Annotated in this window: 18 protein-coding genes; 11 read left to right on the top strand and 7 right to left on the bottom strand. The window is 62.7% G+C overall.

Features of this window, described 5'->3' with window-relative positions:
* Positions 1 to 209 precede the first annotated feature (209 nt).
* The 7 genes from EK373_RS06440 to EK373_RS06410 all read left to right on the top strand — a co-directional run bounded on the left by EK373_RS06440 (position 210) and on the right by EK373_RS06410 (position 11,043).
* The gene (locus tag EK373_RS06440; RefSeq protein WP_198683106.1) at positions 210 to 2,288 is read left to right on the top strand and encodes a S9 family peptidase; all 2,079 of its coding nucleotides are present in this window, start codon (positions 210 to 212) and stop codon (positions 2,286 to 2,288) included.
* Positions 2,285 to 3,385: an NAD-dependent epimerase/dehydratase family protein gene (locus tag EK373_RS06435; RefSeq protein ID WP_198683105.1), complete on the top strand. Its 1,101-nt coding sequence runs from the start codon at positions 2,285 to 2,287 to the stop codon at positions 3,383 to 3,385. Before EK373_RS06440 ends, EK373_RS06435 begins: the two co-directional genes overlap by 4 nt.
* A gap of 128 nt (positions 3,386 to 3,513) precedes the next feature.
* Entirely contained in the window at positions 3,514 to 4,431 is a 918-nt protein-coding gene (locus EK373_RS06430; protein ID WP_129641885.1) for a hypothetical protein, read from the top strand.
* Positions 4,432 to 4,560: 129 nt separating this feature from the next.
* Entirely contained in the window at positions 4,561 to 6,039 is a 1,479-nt protein-coding gene (locus EK373_RS06425; RefSeq protein WP_129641884.1) for a tetratricopeptide repeat protein, read from the top strand.
* A 231-nt stretch (positions 6,040 to 6,270) separates the two neighbouring features.
* Positions 6,271 to 8,352 (top strand): 3-hydroxyacyl-CoA dehydrogenase NAD-binding domain-containing protein, encoded by a 2,082-nt coding sequence (locus EK373_RS06420; RefSeq protein WP_129641883.1) that lies wholly within the window; start codon positions 6,271 to 6,273, stop codon positions 8,350 to 8,352.
* A gap of 27 nt (positions 8,353 to 8,379) precedes the next feature.
* Positions 8,380 to 9,582: an acetyl-CoA C-acyltransferase gene (locus EK373_RS06415; protein ID WP_129641882.1), complete on the top strand. Its 1,203-nt coding sequence runs from the start codon at positions 8,380 to 8,382 to the stop codon at positions 9,580 to 9,582.
* Between the two features lie 189 nt (positions 9,583 to 9,771).
* Entirely contained in the window at positions 9,772 to 11,043 is a 1,272-nt protein-coding gene (locus EK373_RS06410) for a TetR/AcrR family transcriptional regulator (RefSeq protein WP_129641881.1), read from the top strand.
* Positions 11,044 to 11,195: 152 nt separating this feature from the next.
* Here EK373_RS06410 and EK373_RS06405 read toward each other — a convergent pair whose 3' ends face one another.
* Positions 11,196 to 14,090 carry a TonB-dependent receptor gene (locus tag EK373_RS06405; protein WP_198683104.1) on the bottom strand — a complete coding sequence of 965 codons (2,895 nt, stop codon included), beginning with the start codon at positions 14,088 to 14,090 and terminating at the stop codon, positions 11,196 to 11,198.
* Positions 14,091 to 14,642: 552 nt separating this feature from the next.
* Entirely contained in the window at positions 14,643 to 16,436 is a 1,794-nt protein-coding gene (gene ilvB / locus EK373_RS06400; RefSeq protein ID WP_129643373.1) for a biosynthetic-type acetolactate synthase large subunit, read from the bottom strand.
* A 311-nt stretch (positions 16,437 to 16,747) separates the two neighbouring features.
* Here ilvB and ilvN point away from each other — a divergent pair, with 311 nt between their 5' ends.
* Both ilvN and EK373_RS06390 read left to right on the top strand, forming a co-directional pair.
* Positions 16,748 to 17,254, top strand: coding sequence for an acetolactate synthase small subunit (ilvN, locus tag EK373_RS06395; RefSeq protein ID WP_129641879.1), 507 nt, complete (start codon positions 16,748 to 16,750; stop codon positions 17,252 to 17,254).
* A gap of 145 nt (positions 17,255 to 17,399) precedes the next feature.
* Positions 17,400 to 18,008, top strand: coding sequence for a glutathione S-transferase family protein (locus EK373_RS06390; RefSeq protein WP_129641878.1), 609 nt, complete (start codon positions 17,400 to 17,402; stop codon positions 18,006 to 18,008).
* On the opposite strand, the gene EK373_RS06385 is transcribed toward EK373_RS06390, so the two are convergent.
* Both EK373_RS06385 and EK373_RS06380 read right to left on the bottom strand, forming a co-directional pair.
* Positions 18,005 to 18,973: a quinone oxidoreductase family protein gene (locus EK373_RS06385; RefSeq protein ID WP_129641877.1), complete on the bottom strand. Its 969-nt coding sequence runs from the start codon at positions 18,971 to 18,973 to the stop codon at positions 18,005 to 18,007. The genes EK373_RS06390 and EK373_RS06385 overlap by 4 nt on opposite strands.
* Positions 18,974 to 19,082: 109 nt before the next feature.
* Positions 19,083 to 19,421 carry a P-II family nitrogen regulator gene (locus EK373_RS06380; protein ID WP_116807733.1) on the bottom strand — a complete coding sequence of 113 codons (339 nt, stop codon included), beginning with the start codon at positions 19,419 to 19,421 and terminating at the stop codon, positions 19,083 to 19,085.
* A 416-nt stretch (positions 19,422 to 19,837) separates the two neighbouring features.
* On the opposite strand from EK373_RS06380, the gene EK373_RS06375 reads away from it, so the two are divergent.
* Together EK373_RS06375 and EK373_RS06370 are read left to right on the top strand one after the other, a co-directional pair.
* Entirely contained in the window at positions 19,838 to 21,583 is a 1,746-nt protein-coding gene (locus tag EK373_RS06375; RefSeq protein WP_198683103.1) for a M12 family metallo-peptidase, read from the top strand.
* Between the two features lie 145 nt (positions 21,584 to 21,728).
* Positions 21,729 to 22,655 carry a DnaJ C-terminal domain-containing protein gene (locus EK373_RS06370; protein WP_232831031.1) on the top strand — a complete coding sequence of 309 codons (927 nt, stop codon included), beginning with the start codon at positions 21,729 to 21,731 and terminating at the stop codon, positions 22,653 to 22,655.
* A 5-nt stretch (positions 22,656 to 22,660) separates the two neighbouring features.
* Here EK373_RS06370 and EK373_RS06365 read toward each other — a convergent pair whose 3' ends face one another.
* The 3 genes from EK373_RS06365 to EK373_RS06355 form a co-directional block, all read right to left on the bottom strand.
* The gene (locus EK373_RS06365; RefSeq protein ID WP_269813168.1) at positions 22,661 to 23,065 is read right to left on the bottom strand and encodes a response regulator; all 405 of its coding nucleotides are present in this window, start codon (positions 23,063 to 23,065) and stop codon (positions 22,661 to 22,663) included.
* 306 nt (positions 23,066 to 23,371) lie between these two features.
* Complete coding sequence (gene fixJ, locus EK373_RS06360) at positions 23,372 to 24,001, bottom strand: response regulator FixJ (protein WP_232831029.1); 630 nt, start codon at positions 23,999 to 24,001, stop codon at positions 23,372 to 23,374.
* Positions 23,998 to 25,551, bottom strand: a complete 1,554-nt coding sequence (locus EK373_RS06355; RefSeq protein ID WP_129641874.1) for a PAS domain-containing sensor histidine kinase — start codon at positions 25,549 to 25,551, stop codon at positions 23,998 to 24,000. Before EK373_RS06355 ends, fixJ begins: the two co-directional genes overlap by 4 nt.
* Positions 25,552 to 25,577 lie beyond the last annotated feature (26 nt).

Below are 25,577 nucleotides of genomic sequence, written 5' to 3'. Positions count from 1 at the left end.
ACAGTCGAAAGTGTACGTAGCGATGACAGCGAAGAAATGGACCCACTTCTCAGCTTGCACAGCACGGTCAGGCGCTTGGATAGACTAATGTCAATTGCACCGACTGGATTCGAACAGCACGAGGCACACCGATGATCCGCATGCCGCCCATTCGCAGACGCCCGCGCGGGCATTGTCATAAGCAAAACTCGCACAGCGCTCGCAGCGTCGTGGTCGCACTCCTCGCCGGCATCGTGCTCGCGGCCTCCGCGCACGCCGAGCCCTACACCGCCACAGCGATGTGGCAGCTGCAACGACTCGGCACTCCCGATATTTCTCCTGACGGCCGCGTGTCGGTTGTGCCGGTCACGCGCTTCGACGTCGACAAGAACAAGGGCGACACCGATCTGTGGCTGATCCCGACCAAGCCAGGCAAAGCGCGCCAGCTCACCAGCTCTGGCGGCTCGGCCTCATCGCCGGTGTGGAGCCCGGACGGCGAGATGATCGCGTTCGTCGGCAAGCGCGGCGACGATAAGCAACAGCAGCTTTATGTCATCGCGGTCAACGGCGGCGAAGCGCGTCGTGTGACCAATGTTCCGACCGGCGTGATTGCGCCGAAGTGGTTTCCGGATTCGCGACGCATTGCCTTCCTGTCGCAGGTGTGGACCGATCTGGACACGTGGGCCGACATGGACAAGCGCATGACCGAGCGCAACGACGCGAAAATGACCGCGCGCGTGTGGGAGAAAGCGCCGGTCAGCCACTGGGACCATTTTCTCGACGACCGCGACACGCACATATATTCCGTCAGCATCGATGGCGGCGAGCCGCAGGCCATCACGCGCAACGCCGGCGTTTCGCTGGATCGCGCCGAACCCGATGGGAATTCTTATGACATCTCGCCGGACGGCGCCGAGGTCGCGTTCGCGGTCAACAATGACAGCAGCGGCATCGAGCCGAACTTCGATATTTTCACGCTGCCGGTGGAAGGCGGCTCGCCGCAGAATCTCACCAATCTGACCAAGGACAACACCGGCGACGACACCGTGCCGCTGTACAGTCCGGACGGTCGGTCGCTCGCGTTCCGTCGCCAGGTGATCAGAGACTTCTACGCCGACCGCGCGCGGCTCATGTTGTACGACCGTCGTGGCAGCCAGCTGCGCAATCTCACCGAAGAGTGGGACCGTTCTGCCGACGGCCTCGTGTGGGCGCCCGACAGCTCATCGCTGTTCGGCGCCATCGACGACGCCGGCACGCGTCGCATCTATCGCTTCGACATCGGCGGGGGCGAGCCGAAGCCCGTGACTCGCGAGCACAGCTTCGACTCGCTCGCAATCGCGGGCAGCGGGCCGGTGATCGTCGGCCTGCGCCAAAGCTTTACCGAACCGCCCACGCTCGTGAGCATCATCGCGCGCACCGGTGCGGCCACGAAGTTGTCTGACTTCAATGATGCCGTGCTGGCGCGGCTCACTCCGGGCAAGGTCGAGAGCGTCACTTATAAAGGCGCCAACAACGAAGACGTGCAGATGTGGGTGGTTTATCCGCCGAACTTCACGCCGGATCGCAAGTGGCCGCTGTATCTGCTCCTGCACGGCGGCCCGCACAACGGCGTCACCGATGCTTATCAATGGCGCTGGAATGCGCAGGTGTTCGCCAACTGGGGCTATGTCACGGCCTGGCACAACTTCCATGGCTCGAGCGGCTTCGGCCAGGCGTGGACCGACTCCATCACCAAGGAATGGATGGCGCTGCCTTACGAAGACACCATCAAGGCCGCCGACTGGTTCCGCGCCCAGCCGTGGCTGGACACTGAACGAATGGCCGCTGGCGGCGGCAGTTTTGGCGGGTATCTTGCGTCTTCATTGTTGGGCAAGCCGCATCCGTTCAAAACATTGGTGGCGCACGCAGCGGTGTACAACTCCTACACTCAATACAGCAGCGACTACGGGGCGGACAAGAAACGCTACGGCGAATTCTGGGACGACGTCGAACGCTTCGCGCGCAACTCGCCGCACACCTTCGCCGCGAACTTCAAGACGCCGACGCTGGTGATTCACGGCCAGCTCGACCGGCGCGTGCCGGTGAACCATGGGCTGGAGCTGTTCAACGCGCTGCAGAACCGTGGCGTGCCCAGCAAGCTGGTGTACTTCCCCGACGAGAACCACTGGATCCTGAAGCCGCAGAACTCGTTGTTCTGGTACGAGACCTCGCGGCAGTGGCTGGAAAAATATGTGCGACCGGGCCCGGGCGACGCCAGCGCGGTGTCGGCCGCACCGAGCCAGTCGACTCAAACCAAGGTGTCCCAATGACCATTTCGATCAATCGACGTGAAGCGCTGCTGATGGCTGGGGCGGCAACACTGCTCGCGGCAGAAACGTTCGCCGCGGAGACGAAAGTGAAACCCATGAAAGTGCTGATCCTCGGCGGCACCGGCATCAGCGGTCCGCATCTGGTGCGCGAGCTGCAGGCTGCCGGTCACCAGCTGACGCTGCTGAATCGTGGCAAGCGCAATCCTGGCCTGTTCAAGGACGTGGAGACTTTGATCGGCGACCGCGCCGGTCCGCTCGATGTGCTCAAGGGCCGCGATTGGGATGTAGTCGTCGACAACTCCGGCTACTTCCCCAAGCAGGTGAAGCTGAGCGCCGATTTGTTGAAGGGCCACACTCAGCACTACATCTATGTGTCGAGCATTTCGGCCTACGCGGATCTGACGCCCCCCGGCATCGACGAGGACTACAAGCTGGCGGAACTGAAAGATCCCGACGCGACCGAGATCACCAACGACAACTACGGCGGGCTCAAAGCCGCTTGCGAAAAAATTGTCGAGCAGACTTTCGGCGACAACCAGGCCGTGATCCGTCCTTCCTATATCGTCGGACCGGGCGACTCGTCGGATCGTTTCACCTACTGGCCAGTGCGCGTAGCTCGCGGCGGCGAAGTGCTGGCGCCGGGCACTGCGGCCGATACGGTTCAATTCATCGACGTGCGTGATATGGCCGACTTCATGCGCGCCTGTGTCGAGCGCAAGATCAAAGGTCGTTACAACCTGTGCAATCCGCCGGGCTCCGTGACCATGGGCGAGTTGCTCGACGCCAGCAAGCGCATTGCCAAATCGAACGCCTCGTTCACCTGGGCGAGCCAGTCGTTCATCGAGCAGCAGAAGCTGGTCGAGAACGGCGAGATTCCGATCTGGGCGCCGCCGGTCGGCAAAGAAGCCGGCGCGACGCTGGTCAGCTCGGCGCGAGCCGTCGCGCAAGGCCTGCGTTTCCGCGATCTGGATACAACCATCAAAGACACGCTCGCCTGGCACGAGCAGCGTCCGGCCGAGCAGAAAGCCAAATTGCGCGCCGGTCTCACTGCGGAACGCGAAGCCGAGCTGCTCAAGCAACTGAAAACGAAAAGCTGATGTGACATATCTCCGGCGGCGGTCATCAATGGCCGCCGGTGATCCAACTCGACGCGTCCGCCGAACAGAAGAGATGGACTCTCGTCGCCGCTGGAGTGACGATAGCGATCTGCTTCTGGAGACCCGTCATGTCGTCACTCGTCATCCGCTCAGCAGCCCGTTTCCCGACCGCTCGCGTCGCTCTCAGCTGTGTCGCGCTCGCCGTGCTCGGCGCGTGTAGTCGCGGCGGCGAACAAGCCTCCACATTGCCCAGCGAGCCGGCCGAATTGACCTGGGCGCGCACCGCCTTGGAACGCAATCCGCGATACGAAGTACTGGCGAGTGACACACAGACTCGCGTGTTCACGGTCCGCGACCGCTCGACCGGTCAAGTTCAAACCATCAACCTGAACGAGCTGGCCGCCGCGCCGGTCGCGCATTTGAAATCGCCGTCGACAGTTGCAGCGCCGTTGCCTGCGCCGGAAGCGACGACCGCCGCGGCACCGCCCGCGCCCGCAGCAGCACCGGCCAGCCCGGCTGCTCCGGCAAGTCCGGCCGAGCCCGCGCAGCCGGCTCAAGTCGTCGACAACTCACCCGCCGCCGCAGCCGAACGAGCTCAGGCCGCCGAGTCGAATTACACGATCGACCGCACCGGCGGCACGCTGCGTGTCTCCGGTCCTGGCGTCAGCATCGTCAGTTCCGGCAGGGGTAACGCTTCGACTCCAGCGAACGCGGCCGGCGTACGGCCCACCGAGCCCATCATCTGCGAAGGCAAACGCATGCTGAGGCTCGACGACCGCAAGATGTACGTGGAAGGTGACGCGATCATCGCTCGCGGCGGCTGTGAGCTGTACATCACCAACAGCACCATCGTGGCGACCGGCACGGGCTTGATCGTCGAAGACGCCATTGTGCACGTGGCCAACAGCCATATCGAAGGACAGAACGGCTCGTTCAACGCCACCGATCGCGCCAAGATGTTCGTGCGCACCTCCACTTTCGAGGGCGTACCGCGCCGGGCGGAGTTCGCGAGCGTGCTCGATCAGGGCGGCAATCAGTGGAAGTAGCGGTTGGCGGTTGGCGGTTCGCGGTTGGCGGTTGGTGGGGCAGCCGCACTACACTCGCGCCCTGTGGAATCTCCGACCCAACCCCCAACCGCTAACCGCCAACCGCTAACCGCCAAGAGAGTGGCGGGCTTGCTCCTGCTCGCCGCGCTCGTCTCCTGGCCGATTCTTCGCAGCTGCACGCCCGAAACACCCGAGCCAGTCATTCCTCCTGCGCCGGTGCGGGAGGAATTCCACGCCTCCAAGCCTCTGCGCCTGCAACTGCAGAGCGAAGCAGAGAATGCCGATATCGCGTGGCTGCGCTACGAGCTCAACCATCTGCTGACTCGCGGCAAGATGCACGTGTCTGCGGTCTCGACCGATCCCGCCGATCCCAAAGTATTCACGTTGCGCGTGACCCTGGGCGCCGACGGCAAGCAAGCGAACCTCGCGTTGATTGCGCCGGACGAAAACGTCGATCGAGAGAGCCCTCTGCCGTTGCCGGATGACACTCGTCTGGCAACCATCAGCGCGTTCGCCACGGCGCTGCCCCGTTTTCTGAACGCTGCGCATACGACCGGCGATTGGATTTCGCTGATCGGCACCGACGACGCGAAGGCCTACGATACGTTTCTCAATACCTCGCTCGAATGGTCGGGCTCGCAAAGCGCGGGATTCACACAACCGCCCGCAACTCCGAGTCGCGCGCGCTCGGTGGAGCGGCTCGAGTCGCTGATTCGCAGTCAGCCGAAGTTTGCTCGTGCGTGGGGCGCGCTCGCCGCGGGCTATCTGAGCCTGGGCGGCGAAGACGAAACATCGCTGACGCAGCTGGCCGAGAGCAGCGCCGAACACGCACTCACCCTCGATGAAGAAATTGCCGATGCGCACGCCGCGCTCGGTCTCGCCCATTTACGACGCAACGAATGGGTTGCCGCGCGCGAGCAATTCCAGCGAGCCTTGACGCTCGACGTGCAAACCGGCGCGGCGCTCGAAGGTCTTGCCTGCCTGCTCGTCGATGCCGGGAGATATAAAGAAGCCGCGCCGTTCGCCGCTCAAGCCGTCGTCGTACAGCCGCAGAGCATCGGCGCGAACGAATGTTTCTCGTACACTCTCACGACGACGCCTGCTCCGCCGTTACTCCAGTCGACGCCATCGCCGGTGCGCGCGCTCGAAGCCATGCTCGCCGGCGACAATTCGTCCGCAAAAGAAATATTGCGAGGCGCGCTGAGCAGTCAGGATTTCAATCGCTGGGCCGAGCCGCTGCTGCTCGCGGCGGACAATCGCCGCCACATTCCACAGGCACTACAGGCAGTGACGCTGGCCGCGAGCGAGCAGCAGATCGATCCGTCGACGGAAATTCTTTGTGGCACGGCGTTGAAACAACCCGAGTTCGTTTTCAACCGCATGTCCCGTTTGCAGCGTCAAGGCGAACGGTTGCCGCTGCGCGTGCTGTGGATGCCACAAACAAAATTCTTGCGCCAGCATCCGCGCTTCGAACAAGTGGTGAGCGCTGCGGGCCTGCCCGCATTCTGGCAAGAGCAAGGCGTTGCGGACGTGTGTTCTGCGGAACCGCAGCTGTACGGCTGCAAGATGCATTCGGGCACGACGACCAAACCCAGCGCCCGGCGGTGATTGTCCGACCATCCGACGCTCGGCGAAAGGCGCGACTTTCGCCGGCGCTAAGTACTTGATTACCGGTTGGTAAAAAGCCCGCCCTGCGGAATACTTTGCACTGCGGTAAAACGCGTGAAAGTGCGCCATAATGCCGGCCCCGCGACGTCGACAAGCAGGGCGGAACGAATCCGTCAGCCGCGTCATTCCGCCTCGCGGACCGATCAAATCAAGTCAACAGGAGACGCACCGATGGGGGCAATCAACGCCGTGACCGATCTGTCCGTGGAAGACGGGATCGCGATTATCACAATCAACAACCCGCCCGTGAACGCGCTGGGACATGCGGTGCGCGAAGGCATCGTGCAGGCGATGCAGAAAGCGAATGCCGACGCTGCAGTGAAAGCGGTGGTGTTGATCTGCGAAGGCCGCACCTTCCACGCCGGCGCGGACATCACCGAGTTCGGCAAGCCGCCGAAGTCGCCGTGGCTGCCCGAAGTCGTCACCGAAATCGAGAATATGAGCAAGCCCACGGTCGCCGCGATTCACGGCACCGCGCTCGGCGGCGGTCTCGAAGTTGCTCTGGGTTGTCACTATCGCGTCGCTGTTCCTTCCGCGAAGTGCGGCCTGCCTGAAGTTCATCTCGGTTTGCTGCCGGGCGCGGGCGGCACGCAGCGTCTGCCTCGTGTCGTCGGTCCCGAACAGGCGCTGGCCATGGTGACCTCCGGTGCACACATCGATGCAAAGACCGCGAATGCCGCTGGCTTGATCGATGAGATCGTTCCCGAAGGCAGCTTGCGCGCCAGCGCTATCGCCTTTGCGAAAAAAGTCGTCGCCGAGAAGCGTCCGCTCAAGAAAGTGCGCGACATGAACGAGAAGGTCGAAGCCGCACGCGGCAAACCGGAAATCTTCGCTGACTTCCGCAAAGCCAACGCACGCAAGTTCCGCGGCTTCCTCGCTCCCGAATACAACATCCGCACCATCGAAGCCGCAGTGAATCTGCCGTTCGACGAAGGCATGAAGGTCGAGCGCAAGTTGTTCCAAGAGCTGATGGGCGGTGTGCAGTCGGCCGCGCAGCGCTACGTGTTCTTCGCCGAGCGTGAAGTGTGGAAGATCCCGGATGTGCCGGCCGACACACCGACGCTGCCGATCGCGAAAGTCGGCATCATCGGCGCCGGCACCATGGGCGGCGGCATCGCGATGAATTTCGCGAACGCCGGCATTCCGGTCACCATCGTGGAAACCAAACAGGAAGCGCTGGAGCGCGGCCTGGGCGTCATCCGCAAGAACTACGAAACCACCGCGAAGCGCGGCAAGCTCAAGCCGGAGGATGTCGAGAAGCGCATGGGCCTGCTGACCGGCACGCTCGAGCTGGAAAAGCTCGCCGACTGCGACCTGGTCATCGAAGCCGTGTTCGAAAACATGGATGTGAAGAAAGACGTGTTCGGCAAGCTCGACAAGATCGTCAAGCAGGGCGCCATCCTCGCCTCCAACACTTCGTATCTGAACGTCAACGAGATCGCCAGCGCCACCAAGCGTCCCGAGTGGGTGCTCGGCCTGCACTTCTTCTCGCCGGCGAACGTGATGCGCCTGCTCGAAGTCGTGCGTGGCGAGAAGACTTCCAAACAAGTGATCGCGACCGCCATGCAGCTGGCCAAGAAGATCGGCAAGATCGGCGTGCTGGTCGGCGTGTGTCACGGCTTCGTCGGCAACCGCATGCTCGCTGCTCGTCAGGCCCAGGCGCAGGCGATGCTCATGGAAGGCGCGATGCCGTGGGACGTGGATAAACCGCTGTATGACTTCGGCATGCCCATGGGTCCCTTCGCGATGGGCGACCTCGCCGGCCTGGACATCGGCTGGAGCAAAGAAACATCGAAGAGCTCGACGGTGCGCGAAGTGCTGTGCGAAATGGATCGCCGCGGCCAGAAGACCGGCGCCGGCTTCTATGACTACGACGAGCAGCGTAATGCCAAGCCGTCGCCGGTCACCGAGAAAATCATCAAGGACTTCGCCGCCAAGGCTGGGGTCACGCCGCGTCAGATTTCCGAACAGGAAATCCTGGAGCGCTGCATTTACCCGATGATCAACGAAGGCGCGAAGATTCTGGAAGAGAAGATTGCGATCCGCCCGTCCGACATCGACATCGTCTGGATCAACGGCTACGGCTGGCCGGTGTATCGCGGCGGTCCGATGTTCTATGCCGACACCGTCGGCCTCGCCAACGTAGTCGCGAAGCTCAAGGAATACGGCCCGAAGCTGGGCGCCGACTTCAAGATCTCGCCGCTGCTGGAAAAGCTCGCGGCCGAGGGCAAGAAGTTTCAAGATTTGAAGTAACCACCGCCGACGTAAGGAAATCATCCCATGCGTGAAGCAGTCATTGTTTCCACCGCGCGCACGCCGATCGGCAAGGCCTATCGGGGCGCATTCAACAACACTCAGGGCCAGGAACTGGCGGGCCATGCGATCGCCGAAGCGGTGAAGCGCGCCGGCATCGACGGCGCTCTGATCGAAGACGTGATTCTGGGCTGCGCCTTGCAGCAGGGCTCGACGGGCGGCAACGTTGCCCGTCAGGCGCTGCTGCGCGCCGGCCTGCCGGTCACGGTGTCCGGCATGAGCATGGATCGTCAGTGCTCGTCGGGCTTGATGGCCATCGCCACCGCGGCCAAACAGATCGTTCACGACGGCATGCAGATCGCCATCGGCGGCGGCGTGGAATCGATCTCGCTGGTCCAGAACGACAAGGTCAACAAGTTCCGCGCCGCCGATCCGTGGCTGGTCAAGAACATTCCGCAGATCTATATGACGATGATCGAGACGGCCGAAATCGTCGCCGAGCGCTACGGTGTCAGCCGCGAAGCTCAGGATGAATATGCGCTGCAATCTCAACAGCGCACCGCGACGGCGCAATCCGAAGGCCGTTACGACGCCGAGATCGCGCCGCTGCCGTCGACAATGATATTGACGGACAAGGAAACCGGCGCCACTTCCGAGAAGGCCGTGAACCTGAAGCTCGACGAAGGCAACCGCCCTCAGACCACGCTCGCCGACTTGCAGAAGCTGCAGCCGGTGTTCAAGAACGGTCAGCGCATCAAGGAAGGCAAGTTCATCACTGCCGGCAATGCTTCGCAGCTCTCCGACGGCGCAGCCGCCTGCGTGTTGATGGAAGCGAAGGAAGCGGAGAAGCGCGGACTCAAGCCGCTCGGCGCGTACCGCGGCATGATGGTCGCCGCCTGCGATCCGGACGAGATGGGCATCGGCCCGGTGTTCGCCGTGCCGAAGCTGCTGAAGCAGCACGGCTTGAAGATGGACGACATCGGCATTTGGGAATTGAACGAAGCGTTCGCGAGCCAGGTGCTGTACATCCGTGACAAGCTGGGCATCCCGAACGACAAGCTCAACGTGTCCGGTGGCGCCATCTCCATCGGCCACCCATATGGCATGTCGGGCGCTCGTATGACCGGCCACCTGCTGATCGAAGGCAAGCGGCGCGGCGCCAAGTACGGCATCGTGACCATGTGCGTCGGCGGCGGTATGGGCGCTGCGGGTTTGTTCGAAATCTTCTAAATTGGCGGAACCAACGTCGGGACCCAGCGGTCTCAACGGCAGGAATCAGGGGCGGGATGCATGCATCCCGCCCTTTTTTATTTTTTGAGATGCAGGGCGTGTGGAACCGGTGGACAAGCCCCGAAGGATGCTGCACAAAGAGAGGCGAATGCCCACAGCGACGTGAGCGCTCCTCGGAGATCACCGCGGATGTCTGCTTCGGACAAAGAGGTTATAGCGTCGGCGCCACAGGGCCGACCCGCCAAGGCCAGTGGCGGCGATACCAAGTACGCGCGCAAACAACAGGCGATCATCGCTGCGGCCAGCGAGATCCTGAATCGCGACGGCGTCAAGGGCATGACCCTGGCGAACGTCGCGAGCCAGGTCGGCCTGATCACGACCAGCGTGACTTATTACTTTCGCAAGAAGGAAGATCTGGCGGTCGCCTGCTTCCTCGACGCCATTGCTCGTGTCGATGCGCTGGTCGAAACTGCCGCGCAGGAACCGGATCCACCGGCCCGCGTGGAGCGTCTGCTGAAGCTGTGGCTGGAACTGCGCCATCGCGTCGTCTCCGGCGAAGAGCCGCCGGTCGCCTTGTTCGGTGACATGCGCACGCTGCAGAAGCCTCAGCGCACCATCGTCGGCGATGCTTATCGCCGATTTTTCGCCAGGCTGTGCGCGCTGTTCGAATCACCTGAATTCAGCTGGATGACGCCGACGCTGCGCGCTGCCCGCGCGCACATCCTCAGCGAGCAGATCCTGTGGGGCGTGATCTGGCTGCGGCGTTACGACCCCGATGACTTCGGCCGCGTGCACACGCGCATGTGCGACATCCTGCTGCACGGCTTTGCGGGACCGGGTCGCACGTGGCGGAACGTTTCGATCTCGCTCGACGAAATGCTGCCCGCTGCTCAGCAATCCGCTGCGCATGAAACATTTCTGATCGCGGCGACGCGACTGATCAACGAGCGCGGCTATCGCGGCGCTTCAGTCGAGAAAATCTCCGAGCGGCTCAATGTCACCAAGGGCTCGTTCTATTACCACCACGACGCCAAGGACGATCTCGTCGTGGCCTGTTTCAAGCGCAGCTTCGATACCATGCGGCACATTCAGCGCACGGTGCTGGCGCAGAGCGACGATCACTGGGAGCAACTGACGACGCTGGCTGCCGCGCTGTTCGCATATCAAATATCCGAGCGCGGCCCGCTGTTGCGCACATCGGCGCTGGTCGCGCTGCCGCCATCGATGCGGCAGGAAATGATCGAAGCCTATGGCCGGATCTCCAACCGGTTCGGCGGCGTAATTGCCGATGGCATCACCGCCGGCTCGATACGCGCGGTCGATCCGATGATCGGAGCGCAGATGTTCTCGGCGACGCTGAATGCCTCGGCGGAATATCGCTGGTGGGTGCCGGGCGCGACCGGCGAGCAGACTCACGAGCTGTACGCGAAGCCCATGTTGATGGGCCTCTTCGCAGAATGAGAAAAGACGCCCCATAAAAAAGGCGGGATTCGTTGGAACCCCGCCTCCACCGGCGACCCCATCCGTGATCGCCGATTACTCCTTTTTCAAACGCTTCCGTTCCTGCGGGCTGACCGCAGCCGCGCTCCTTCGCTCGCGCAGCTTTTTCGGCCTTAGAACTTCTTGTTCAGCAGCACCTTGAAGTAGCGGCCGTACGGATTGGCGATGAACGGATCGTAGCCGAGGTCCAGACGCACGAACGGCGGATCCTTGTCAGCCAGGTTGATGACCGACGCGGTAAACGTCGTCTCAGCCGGCAACGACAGGCGATACACCAGGTCGTAAGTCAGGAACGAGCCGATCTCGATGCCGCGCGGAGAGGTGGTGGCCAGACCCGCACGCACGTCGGTGACGCCGTCAATGTAACGAGCCGTCAAGCGCACGCCCTGCGGCGCCAGCCAGTTCGTCTGGTAGTCGACGAACGCCGCGCCACGCAGCTCCGGCAGCGTGCCCGCGCCGATGCCCGAGGCGCCGCGAGTGCCGACGAAATCGTCAGCCTTCTGAATCTGGACACCTTCGACGATAGCGGCATCACGCTTGTACTCCAGCGTGTAAGTCGCGTCCGCGCCGATCAACAGATCGCCACCGAGCACTTCATCGAACAGATACGAAATACCGCCGTCGATACCTGACAGCTTCTGATCCGGGCCGTTGATGGTGTTGGTGCGCACACGCGTCAGCGCGCCGATGCTGCAAGTGTTGCCGCTGAACGTGAAGCGCGTCTGCAGCTGATCGAAGGCCGGGTTGTCGCACTGGTTGGCCGAAGTCGGGCTCGTGCCGAAGAACGCCGCGACGATTTCCGAGCCGCTCTCGGTTTCGAGCGCGTCTTCGAAGTCGTAGCTCCAGTAGTCGACCGTGGCATTGAAGCCGCCCGCCTTGAAGATGGCGCCGACGTTGAAGGTCAGCGCTTCTTCAGGCTTCAGGTTCTCACTGCCGAACACGTCATACGTCTTGTATCCGCCGGCCGCCGGCGTGAAGGTCAGCACCGTCGCCGGCGCATTCACCAGCTGCGTCTGCGTCGGACCGCGGAACGTCGTACCCACCGAGCCGCGGAACGTCAGCCAATCGGTCGTCTGCCAACGCAGAGAGAACTTCGGATTGGTCGTCGAGCCCACGCTGCCGCCGTAGTCCTCGTAGCGAACCGCAACCTGCGCCGACAAGCTTTCCAGCAACGGCACATTCAACTCGCCGAACACGGCTTTCACGTCGCGACTCAGGTCCGCCGGTGTCGTTGGGCCGAGGAACGTGAAGATGCCCGACTGCACCGCGCAGTTCATGTTGCCGGTGGACAGCGAGTTCACGCACGGGTTCTTGGTGATGTCGGCCAGATCGTTCGGATCGCGCTCGAGCGTCTCTTCGCGATACTGCACACCGGCCGCCCAGCTGATGTCGCCGGCCTGGAAGCCGATCGGCATCTGGCCGTTCAACACCGCATCGACGATGAACGAAGAAGTCTCGTCTTCGATGGTGTTGTCCTGATACAGCCACGCCGCGAGCTCACGCGAATTGACCGTATTCGGATCGAACGTGACGTTGTTCACCTGGCCGGTGACGATGTTGGACTGCACGGCGCTGGAGAACGGGTTCAGCCACAAGCAGCCATTGGCGCCGGGAGTAGCCGTCGTACAGTTCGGGCCGCCGAGGCCGTTCAACGCCGCCTGCAGGCGCGTGACGACGATGTCCGGAGTGACGATCTCGCGCGTGTTGACCATGTAGGTCACACCCACGTCCCAGTTGAACGCACTCACCTCGCCTTTCAGGCTGGCCGACAGACGCGCGCCGTCGAAGAAACGTTCGTCCTGCTTGCCTTCGCCGGTGAGCGGATTGCCGCCGACACCGTACGGACGCCATTGCAGACCGCTTACGGCCAGCACTTGGGCGTTGTTGATCGCGGTCCGCTGCCCATCGGTCAGCAGCGGCAGGATGGCCGCCAGGCCCGGGTTGCTCTTCGAGATGGTGAAGGTCGGACCCGTGCCAGCCGGACCCTGCGTCGGCGCGTACGAGGGCGAAGAATTCTCTTCCGGCACGTCGTGCGCGGCATACATCGCTTCGACATGGAGCTCGGTGCTCTCGCCGAACAGCATGTTGAATTCGGTGTAGAGGTTGTAGTGCTCTTCCTCTTCGACCAGGTTATCGAACGCGGTGAATTGGAACTGGCACTGCGGGCCACCCCGACTATCTACCGTTGCCAGGTTGCCGAGCGCGGCGCATCCCGGATCGCGGAAATTAGCGTTCGCACCGGTTCCGCCCGGAATGATGAACACACCGGGGTTGCCGAAGCTCGAGTAACCGCCCTGCGGATTCGCCGCGAGCGATTGCAACGCGAAGTCGCGATCCGTGGTGGACAACTCGGAGCGACGGCGATAACCGCCAGCCACCAGCACGTCCCAGCTCTCGCCCTTCATGCCCCACGACAGGTTGGCGTTGTAGTCGCCATCGGAGCCGTCGATGTAGCTGTACGCACCTTCGACGGACATGCCTTCGAAGCCGCGCTTGGTGATGAAGTTCACCACGCCGGCCACGGCGTCAGAACCGTAAGTCGCAGCCGCGCCGTCCTTCAGGACTTCGATGCGGCCGAGAGCCGCCACAGGCAACAAGTTGGTGTCGTAACCGATCGCGCCCGCCGGTGACGGCGCCAAGCGGCGACCGTTCATCAACACCAGCGTGCGGACGGCACCCAGGCCGCGCAGGTTGATGCTGCCGGCGCCGGAAGTGTTCGGCGCGGTGAACTGGTTCGACTCACCCACCACACCCTGGACCGCCGGAATCTGCTTGATCAGCTCGACCATGCTGGGGGAACCCTGCTTGGCCAGATCTTCGGCTCGCAGCACGTCGATGGGCAGCGCAGCGTCTTCCGCGGCGCCCTCGATGTACGAACCGGTCACGACGATCACCTCGATCTCTTCGATGAACGTCGTTTGTTGCGGCTCCGCCGCAGATGCCACACCTGTGCCCAGCGCAGTCGCCAGCAAAGCGGTGTGGATAGTCGAACGCAAATACGAACTCATGAATCCTCCTGACATAGTCCGGGCAATCCGGTGCATCCGCCCGGCCCAAGCACCCCGGCAGACAAATTCGATACCTTTCGCCAATTCGTTTCGGTGAGTTGTCCGATTTGCGCAGCACCCGCGCTGCGCTCGTCGGCATTTTTTACGGTGTTGGAAACTGCGGTATTCACGTAACCGCGTCAAGCGCTTTCCAATGTCAAATCGTGTTTTGTTGCGCCTGTAATACAAAATTCACATAGAACTGTGAAAGCCGTCAAATCCCAAGGAGGCCGAGCGACGGAACTGCGGCCTCGCTACAACATAGGCGCGTTGAAAGTCGGCGAATTCGGGCAGGGAAGCCCCGCTTTCGTATTCAGGGAATGTCTATTTGCAAGGTTGGGTACGAATGCTGCGCCGGAACAACAAGTTGCCTGGGTCTTTTCGCCATGCAGACCAAACGGCGCCTGTGAGGGTGGCTCAAGGTGGCTTTAGAAGCGCGCAAGTCGGCCAAAAGAAAAAGGCGGTCGCGCCGAGCAGCGCAGACCGCCTTTTCGAAAAATCGAATTTGGGAGGCTAGAACATCTCGGACGCATCCGGCGGACGGATCTGCGTCGGGGAGTTGCGGGAGGCGATGTGCTGGCCGGTGATCATCTCGTTATAGGCCTGGCCCGGGCCGACCATCGGATAGACGCCGGCATCCGGGTCGATCATGACTTCGAGGAACGCCGGACCCTTGAACTCGATGAACTCCCGCACCACGCGCTCGATGTCCTGCTTGCGGTCGAGGCGCACCGCGTACGGGAAGCCGTCGGCCTGGGCGGCCTTGATGAAGTCCTTCTTATGAAGCGACTTGTCGCTGGCGGACAGGCGGCCCTTGAAGAACAGCTTCTGCCATTGTTTCACCATGCCGTCGCCGCAGTTGTTCAGCACCACGATCTTCACCGGCAGGTCATAGGTCGTGACCGTTTCCAACTCGCCCAGATTCATACGAATGCTGGCGTCGCCGTCGATGTCGATCACCAGCTTGTCGGGATTGGCGATGGCCGCGCCGATCGCCGCCGGCAAGCCAAATCCCATGGTGCCCATGCTGCCCGACGTGAGCCACAGGCGTGGGCTGCGGAAATCGAAGTACTGCGCCGACCACATCTGGTGCTGGCCAACGCCGGTGCTGATGATGGCGTCGCCCTGCGTCAGGCGGTTGATCTCTTCGATGACGTGATACGGCTGAATCAGCTCGCTGCTGCGGTCGTAGTTCATCGCGTGATCGCGACGTAACTGGGCGCAATGCTGCACCCATTCCGACCAATCGCGCTTGAAGTTGGCGCGACGGCCATACGCCAGCAGCGCACGCAACGCTTCCGGAAGCATGCCCACGTGGTGCCATTGGACCGGCTTCACCTTGTTCACTTCGGAAGCATCGATATCGATCTGCGCGATGCGCCTGGCGTTCGGCGCGAACTTCGGTGGATTGCCGGCAACGCGATCGTCGAAACGCGCGCCCAGCGTGATCAGAAAGTCACAATCGTCGACGGCATAGTTCGCGAACGCCGCGCCGTGCATGCCGAGCATGCGCATCGACAGTGGATGTGTCGTGTCGAACGCGCCGAGACCCATCAATGTGGTCACGACCGGAATGTTGAATTCGATGGCCAGCTCACGCAGCGCCGCCGAGCCGCCAGACTGAATGACGCCGCCGCCGGCGTAGATCAGCGGCCGCTTGGCTTCGCCCAGCATGGTGAAGAACTCGGCACATTGCGCATCGGACAGCGCGCTGCGAAGCAGACGGTTCATGCGATGTCGATAGCCCGGCACCGGCAAGCGCCCTGCGCCCTGGAACGGGCCGCGCCAGTTCTGCACGTCTTTGGGAATGTCGATGACCACCGGCCCCGGCCGACCAGTGCGCGCGATTTCGAACGCGGTCCGCACCGTGGCTTCCAGCTTCGCAGCGTCAGTCACCAGGAAAATATGCTTGGCCACCGAGCCCATGATGCTGGCGACCGGCGCTTCCTGAAACGCATCGCTGCCGATCGCGGCGGTGGGCACCTGACCGCAGATCACGACGATCGGAATCGAGTCCGCCATACAGTCGCGAACCGGCGTGACTGTGTTGGTCGCTCCCGGACCGGACGTCACGACGCACACACCCACCTTGCCGGTGGCCCGCGCATAGCCGGCAGCCATGAAGCCCGCGCCCTGTTCATTCGCCGGAACGACCAGCGGCATGGGCTTGGCGCCTTCTTTCACGCCATCGCGGTTGTGGACGAAGATCGCGTCGTATGTCGGCAGGATCGCGCCGCCGCTGTAGCCGAAGACTGTCTCTACACCCTCATCGGCGAGCACCTGGACGATGACTTCGGCGCCTGACATCTGCTTGCCCGCGAGCGGATGGCTGGCGGCGGTGAGCGCGGCAGGACTGTGTTTCACGACTGTTTCCGGAAAAAAATGCGCCCGATACGCCCATGGCGACCGGGTTTATGCGACCGGGGGAGCCTACAGCAAGGTTGGTGCATGAGTCTATTTGGCACCCCACCGGAGGTAGAACGCTAGGCTGACGGAAGTCAGTCCCGTATGCTTCCGGGCCCTTTCGCTTCTGGACCGCTCCAGCGAAACCGATGACTACTATAGTGACCCCCCAGTCCGGGGCCTGGACCGCCCCCGCCACTTCGAAAGGATCCGCGATGAGCTCCCGCAAGCGCCACATCGTCTCCATCCTGTTACAGAATGAAGTCGGCGCCCTGACGCGCGTCGCCAGCCTGTTCTCCACGCGCGGCTACAACATCGAGTCGTTGAACGTCGCGGCGACCGAAGATCCGACGGTATCGCGCCTCACTCTGGTCACCACTGGCACCGAGGCGGTCGTTCAGCAAATCGTCAATCAGTCGCTGAAGCTCATCGATGTGGTCAACGTCGACGACGTGACGCGCGACCAGCACGTGGAGCGCGAGTTGTTGTTACTCAAACTGCGCGTGTCGGGCTCACAGCTGGCGGCGGTGAACTCCGCTGTGCAAAAGGCAGGCGGTAGAGTCTTGTCGGATGACCCAGAAAGCTATACCGTCGAACTGACCGATAGCGAAGCGCAGATCAACAGGTTCATTGCCGAAGCGGGGAATCTCGGCGAAGTACTCGAAGTCGTGCGCAGCGGTGCACTAGCCATGTTGCGGGGAGCGACCACGCTCCGCGCCTGACGAGGACCCGCACGCTTCGGCGCCCGACACCGGGCGACCAAAGTTCTCTGCAAACATCACGGGGCAGGATGTTTTCGGGGACGAGCTCATTCATTTGAGCTCGTTCTTGGAACCCACGCCTGCGACGATGATGATTGGAGAGACGATGTACCGCCTGTATGACTATCTGCCCTCCGGCAACGGCTACAAAGTACGCCTGGTGCTCAAGCAACTGGCGCTGCCGTACGAGCTGATCGAGCTCGATATCAAAGTGGGCGCGACCCGCACACCCGAATTCCTGGCGAAGAACGCCAACGGCCGCATTCCGGTGCTGGAAATTCCGGAAAAAGGCTGCCTGGCCGAGAGCCACGCGATCATTTCTTATCTGGCCGAAGGCTCGGCGCTGATCCCCGAGGACGCTTACCAGCGTGCGCGCATGTGGCAGTGGCTGTGCTTCGAGCAGTACAACCTCGAGCCGAACATCGGCACGGTGCGCTTCTGGCTGAAGATGCTCGGCAAGACGCGCGTCGAGCTTGGCGAAAAGCTCATCGAGAAGAAAAAGAGCGGTTATGCGGCGCTGGACGTGCTCGAAGACGGTTTGCGCGAGCGCAACTATCTGGTCGCCGATCAGTTCACGCTCGCCGACATCGCGCTGTACGCGTACACGCACGTCGCGCACGAAGGCGGCTTCGATCTCGCGCCCTATCCGAACATTCGCAGCTGGTGCGACCGCGTGTCATCGCAGCCGCGCTGGGCTGCCATCACGTCTGCCTAAGGTAGCAACACGGTCGAGCCCGTCGTACGGCGGGCTTCGAGATCGGCGTGCGCGCGAGCCGCTTCTTTGAGCGGATAGGTTTGACCGATTTGCACCTTGATCACGCCGCGCGCCATCAGGTCGAACACCTCATTCGCCGCACGGGTCAGCGTCTGGCGCGTCGAAGTGAAATGAAACATCGTGGGTCGGGTCAGATACAGCGAGCCACGCTTCGACAACTCCAGCGGCGAAATGGCCGGCGGTGCGCCGGAAGCGTTGCCGTAGCTCACCATCAAGCCGCGCGTACGGATGGTGTCGAGCGAGCGCATGAAGGTGTCTTTGCCAACCGAGTCATAAGCGACCGCGACACCTCGTCCGCCGGTGATCGCCTTGGCCTGGGCAACCCAATCGTCGTCGCTGAGCAGCGCATGCTGTCCACCGAGCTCGCGCACCAGGTCCGCCTTGGCGGCAGATCCGACGATCGCAATCACAGTCGCGCCGAGATGACGCGCCCACTGCACGAGAATCGATCCAACGCCGCCGGCGGCAGCGTGAATCAACAACGCATCGCCCTTCTTCACCCGGTAGACCTGACGCAGCAGCATGTGCGCAGTCAACCCTTTCAGCGTCGAAGCGGCGGCTGCCTGGTCGTCGACGGCGTCCGGGAGCTTGACCAGATCCTCGGCGGAGATGATGCGCGCTTCGGAGTAACCGCCCGAGCCTTGCGCATAGGCGACGCGATCGCCGACTTTCACGTGCTTTACGCCGGGACCGACAGCTTCGATGACGCCGGCTGCTTCTTTGCCCAAGCTCGAGGGCAGCGGCTTCTGATAGAGGCCGTTGCGCTCGTAGACATCGATGAAGTTCACACCGACGGCGCCGTGCCGCAGCCTAACTTCGCCGCGTCCGGGCTCGCCCAGTTCGATGGATTCCCAACGCAGAACGTCGGGACCGCCAGTGTCATGGAATCGAATGATGCCGGTCATGCCGGCATTCTAGGACCGCGGCCGCTCTGGACCAATGAGTCAATACTGCCGTGACGGAACGGCACGATTTACAGGCGGCGCCGCTCGCCGCCTGTCGCTTCGGTGCGGTTTACAGTGCTTGATCGTCCGCTTCGCCGGTACGGATACGCAGCACGCGCTCCAGGTCGGTGATGAAGATCTTGCCGTCGCCGACCTTGCCGGTCTTGGCGGCATTGATGATGGCTTCGGTCACCTGGTCGACCAGCGAATCCTTCACCGCCACTTCAATACGGGTCTTGGGCACGAAGTCCACCACGTACTCGGCGCCACGATACAGCTCGGTGTGACCGCGCTGCCGGCCGAAGCCCTTGACCTCGGTCACTGTCATGCCAGACACGCCGATTTCCGACAACGCGGCACGAACGTCGTCGAGCTTGAACGGCTTGATGATTGCGCTGATGAGTTTCATTCCCCGTGGCTCCTGTCTCGCTTGCGCTAAGGTTTCTCTTTTCCGCCGGGTCGCGTGGCGTGGCCAGACAACCTTGCACTACCGCGGCGAAGCTTTGCAATGCACGTTCTATGCCGCGAACCGGCGACCGAACGCAACCGCTAGCCTGCAGCTTACCAGCCGCCTGCCGGTAAAAAACCGATCGCGGCCGCACCAGTTTAGCGCGCAGCTCCCGCGCGGCGCGCGTGTTTGGTGCAGCCCGCAGCTTTATAAGGCGATTCGGGCACGCTGCCGAAATCGAACCTTCATCCCAATTATGAAAACTCGCGCGTGATCCACATCGCGTCCTCGCGGAAATGGGCAGTTGGCGCCGTTGTGGGTGCAAGAACCCTGTGCGAAAAGGTGCGCCGTCATCACTACAGCGGGTTCAGACAGCAATGGGAGGCAGCACGCGCAGCGACGCCATCGAGCGGTTCGGCGGATGCCTTCACTGGCTGGCTGCAGCCATTTGCAGCGGTGTGACGGGCTGCGCATTTGCGCTGGATCGCGCCGACTCGCAGATTCTGTACTTCGAGCCCGTTCAGCTCGCCGCACCCAGCAGCGCCGCGGGCCAGCAGAAGTCTTCACAAGCGCGCGAGCTGCAGTTCGACGCCTACGGTCGACGCTTCGTCGTGACGCTCGAGCCCAACGATAAGCTGTCGTCGCTGCTCCAAAGCAAGTCCGGCTCTTCAGCTCTGGCGCTGTATCGAGGTCGCGTCAACGGCGCCTCCGGCTCGTGGGCGCGCCTGTCGATGGCAGACGGGAAGATCCAAGGCATGCTCTGGGATGGCGCCGAGCTCTATGTCATCGAGCCAGTGGACGAGCTACAGGATTCGCTGCCTGCGAATACGTCGGCTGATCCGAACGCCACGGCCATCTTTCGGCTCAAAGATGTCGTGATGACTGCCGGTGCGGCTTCGTGCGGCTCCGACACGAGCAACGCTGCCAGCAAAGGTTCCGACGCCTACAACTCCATGCTCGGCGAGTTGAAGGGGTCGCCCGCCATCATGCAGGCGGTCGGCGCAACCAAACGCCTCGAGATCTCCGCGCTCGGCGACGGACTGTTCATGAACCGCTTCGGCGACGACGCGGCGGCGCGCGAGGAAATCCTGCGCCGACTGAACAACGTCGACGGCATCTTCAGCTCGCAGCTCGGCATCGAGATCAGCGTTCCTTCCATCGACATCGGCGACTCGCTGTCGGCCACTACGTCGGCTTCGTCGCTACTCGACGAACTGGGCGACCTGCGCAAGCGCTCGCGGTCGTTGAATTCGCGCGGCCTGACGCACTTGTTCACGGGCCGCAATCTGGATGGCTCGACGGTGGGCATCGCATTCGTCGGCTCGGTTTGCGATCGCCAGTACGGCGCGGGGCTGACCGAGTCGAGCAACTCTCGCTGGGTCGAATCGTTGATCGCAGCTCACGAAATTGCTCATAGCCTGGGCGCGCCTCACGACGGCGATGCCAGCCAGGCCTGCGGCGGCGTGCCCGCCCAGCAGTACCTCATGGCCTCGGCCATCAACGGCAACGACAAATTCTCCGCGTGCAGCTTGAGCGTCGTGCAATCGCGAGTCGCGAGCGCGAGCTGCATCACCGCGCTTCCGAATGCCGATGTCGAAGTGGACGGCAATCTCGGCTCCGTACAGCGCTCGCTCGATAAAGAATTCTCATGGAGCCTGACTGTCCGCAACGGCGGCGGGATGACGACCGCAAACGCGCGCGCCGAGATCGCGCTGCCTTCGGATCTCACTATCGTGGACGCGTCGGTGTCGGGTGGCACGTGCACCAGTGGCGCGGGCCTCATCATGTGCGAGCTCGGCCAGATCCCCGGCGGCAACTCAGCCATCGTCAATGTTTCTCTGCGCAGCGCCGTCGCGATGTCACGCGCGATCACAGTCGAAGTGAGCGCGGCCAACGACAACAATCCGAACAACAATCACGGCACAGGCACGATCATCACGCAGGCCGAAGTGGACTTGGCCGGACCCGTACAGGCTCCGTCCAGCGATGGCGGGGTGGACAGCAGTGAAGGGGTTGGTAGCAGTGGCGGCGGCGGTGGCGCAGCCGGCCCGGGCTTCCTGGCGCTGCTGTTCGGCCTGCTCTGCTTGAAAAATCTCCAGCCGACCCCGACACGTCGTCGTTAGCCTCACCCGGCGCGCTTGAAAGCGCGGTTGCAAGCGCCATTTACGTCGCCATACACGGACAATCCGTGCCCCCTGCCATGGGCGGCATTAGTATCGGTCGCTTGCAACGGCCCGACACTGATCGGGCGTGAGGTGTAGTTTCGCCGTGCCTGAATACAAGGATTACTACAAGATCATGGGCGTCGCCCGCGACGTCGGCCAGGACGAGCTCAAGCGCGTCTATCGCCGGCTCGCGCGCAAATATCATCCCGACGTGAGCAAGGAAAAGGATGCCGAGGCCCGCTTCAAAGAAGTGCAGGAAGCTTACGAGGTCCTGAAGGATCCGCAGAAGCGCGCCGCTTACGATCAGCTGGGCAGCAACTGGCGCCAGGGCCAGGAATTCCGCCCGCCGCCGGATTGGGGCCAGAACTTCGAGTTCTCGAATGCGTTCGGCGACCAGGAAGGCGGCTTCAGCGATTTCTTCTCGTCGCTGTTCGGCGGTGCTGCCCGCGGCGGCGCTCGCGCGCGCGGCGCTGGCGGACGGGGTTTCGCGATGGCGGGCGACGATCAAGTCGCCGCGATCGAAATCGATCTGGAGGATTCCTTCAGCGGCGGCACGCAGACCATCGAGCTGAAGAGCGGACAAGGCGCGGCGCGCACGCTCAAGATCACGATCCCGCAAGGCATCGTCGAAGGCCAGCGCATTCGCCTCGCCGGTCAAGGCAGTCCCGGTCACGGCGGCGGGCCTTCCGGAGATCTGTATCTCGAAGTGCGCTTCCGCAAGCACAAGTTGTTTCAAGTCGAAGGCCGCGATGTGACTTTGACGCTGCCGGTGGCGCCGTGGGAAGCGGCGCTCGGCGCGACTGTGCCGACACCGACGTTGGCAGGGCCGGTCGACTTGCGCATTCCCGCGAATGCGAAAGCGGGACAACGCATGCGACTCAAAGGCCGCGGACTACCGGGCGCGACACCGGGAGATCAATACGTAGTGTTGAAGATCGTATTGCCCCCTGCCGATACGCCGGAGGCGCGCGAGCTATACGAACGTATGCAACGCGAGTTGCCGTTCGATCCGCGAGTAGAGCTGCAGTAGTCGGATCAGTGCACGCCCGTGGCATCGGTGGCGTGCTGCGAATGATCTAGCAGGTAGGCGACGCGACGCACGATGGACAGGTCCACGTGCGTCTTCTCGATGAAGTCCACCGCCCCCTCGCGCATGGCCGCCACCGCGGCGCGCACATCCGCATCTTCTCCCAGCAAAATAACCGGCGTGGACGCGTGATTCGCGCGCAGGCGTTTCAGCAGGTCCAGGCCCGACATGCCGGGCAAGGCCATGTCGGTGATCAGACAACTGCCGCGAATTCCGAGCGGCGACGCTAGATAGCTTTCAGCGCTGTCGTAGTCCTGAACATCCGCGTTCAGCTTACTCAACATAGAACAAAGCATTCGGCGGTCCGTTGCGTCGGCTTCGATTACTGCAACGATGGGGCGGGGGTACGACACAAGAATAGAAGTTCGGTGTGCGCTGAGAAGAAAGCGGCCACGGCCACCATACAAAGTAGGCCCGAGCCGAAGGGAGGATTGGGGGCGGTGGACTCGCCTGTGGGCCGTGGTCGCATGCCGTTATCTTGGCCGACCGCCACCCGTGAAAAAGTCGCACTTGTACTTAAGGAAGACAGCGTTGCTGAACGCTGCTTCATGCAGGGTTTTAAGGGTTTTTTCTAGGGTCGACAACGCGCGTCGTCGACCTGTCGCAAGCCACCGTCAGTTCAGCAAAATCATATCCACCACATGCGCGAATGCGCGCCCTCAAACCTGGCCGACTTCCAGCACCATGCGCACCAGGTGCGCGAGCGAGGACGCCTGCATCTTCTCCATCACGCGCGCGCGGTGGATTTCCACGGTGCGCTGACTCAGCTTCAGGTCGCCGGCGATCACCTTGTTCGCTTTACCGTGCACGACCAGATCGAGCACTTCGCGCTCACGAGGCGTCAGCGTTTCTAATCGGCGACGGATGTCGTTGCGCTCGCCGAGCGCGGCGCGATTGCTGGTGTCCTTCTCCAGCGCCTGGTTGATGCGGTCGATCAGGTCCTGATCGCGGAACGGCTTCTGGATGAAGTCGACCGCGCCGGCCTGCATGGCCTCCACCGCCATCGGCACATCGCCGTGTCCAGTGATGAAAATGATCGGCAATATCGAATGTTTTTCGTTCAGCTTCTGCTGCAGCTCCAGCCCCGACATTCCCGGCATGCGAATGTCGAGCACCAGGCAACCAGGGCGGTCCTCGCTGTACGCCTCGAGGAATTCCGAGCCCGCGCCGTACGTCTCGACCGATTGCCCGACCGACCGAAGCAGCAGCTTCAGCGCGTCGCGCACCGCCGAGTCATCGTCGACGACGAAGATCGTGGGCCGCTGGTTGGTGACGCTCGCTCTCATCATTGCTGACTCCCTGCTGACGCCGGCACGGCCGGCAGTGTGAAAAAGAATCGCGCTCCGCCGCCGGGATTGGCGCTGCACCACAGCTTGCCGCCGTGGGCCCGGACAATGGATCGGCTGATCGACAAGCCGAGTCCGGTACCTCCGGGCTTGGTGGTGAAGAACGGATTGAACAGCTCGGCCATCGCCGCCGGATCGACGCCAGTGCCGCGATCGGCCACCATGAATTCGACGTCGCCTTCGCTGTCCACCGAGGTGCGCAACAGAATCTCACGGCGCACTTCGGGCACCGTCAACATCGCATCGATGCTGTTGCGAACCAGGTTCAGGACCACCTGTTGAATCTGTACCGCGTCCGCCTGCACTTGCGGAGACAGCGGCGAGGGCTCGAGCACGAGCCGCACACCGTTGTGTCGCGCGTCGGTCTGCGCGAGCGTCACCACGTCCTCGAGCAAGCGATTCGCTTCTATCAACTCTCGCCGCACTTCCCGATTCTTCACGAACGTGCGCAGTCTGCGAATGACTTCGCCGGCGCGCAATGCCTGTGCGCCGATGTGATTGAGCGCCGCCTCCACTTCTTCCTGCGAGAAGTCGTTGGCGGCAATCAGCCGCTGACAGGCTTGCGCGTAGGTCGCTATTGCGGTCAACGGTTGGTTCACTTCGTGCGCGATACCGGCTGCCATCTCGCCCATCGTGGATATACGCCCGAAGTGTGCGATTCGGTCCTGCATCTGGCGCGCTTCGTCTTCGGCGCGGCGACGATCGGTAATGTCGTGCAACGTGCCCACTTGCCTCAACACCCGCCCGTCCGGACGCCGTGTTGTTTGAGCAATGTGGTGCACGTAGCGCAGCGACCCATCCGGATGGATGACGCGATACTCGATATCCATGGAGCGGGCGCTGGTCTCCAGCTCGTCGCGCGCCGCTTGCCAGCGCGCGCGATCGGCGGGATGAACCATCGGCTCCAGATATTCGTACACCCCGATGTAAGGCTCGCCATAGCGCCGGCCCAACACCCGATACAAGTGCGGCGACCAGTAGTCCTCGAACTTGCCGTCGGCGTGCACGACGTAGTTGCCGAGGTTCGCGATCTCCTGCGCGATGGTCAGCTGCGCCTCGCTGCGACGGAGCGCTTCTTCGGCGTTCCGGCGCACGGTGATGTCGCGAATGAAACCGACGAAGCGCGGCGGGTCCGTGCCCTGCACGCGGCCGACCGCCAGCTCGGCGGAGAACTCGCTGCCGTCCCGGCGCTTGGCGAGCAGCTCGCGACCGATGCCGATGATGCGAGGCTCGCCGGCCTCGATGTAATGACGCAGGTAGTCGTCGTGCTGGGAGCGGTACGGCTCGGGCAGCAGGATGTTGACCTTCAGCCCGATGACCTCCTGCTCGTTGTAACCGAACATGCGCTCGCCGGCATGGTTCAACAGCTCGATGCGCCCCTCGTGATCGAACAGCACTACGGCATCGACCGCGGCGTCCAGCACTGCCTGGAATTCACGCTCCAGCCTGTGTGCGCGCTCTTCTTGGGGCTCGGCGACTCGCAGTAGCGTCATAGGGTTCCGATCTAACCACGCATGGC

This window comes from Peristeroidobacter agariperforans (assembly GCF_004138335.1).
GTDB classification, from domain to species: Bacteria; Pseudomonadota; Gammaproteobacteria; order Steroidobacterales; family Steroidobacteraceae; genus Steroidobacter; species Steroidobacter agariperforans.
The sequence above is the reverse complement of the archived record's forward strand: the minus strand, read 5'-3'. Positions and strand labels throughout refer to the sequence as shown.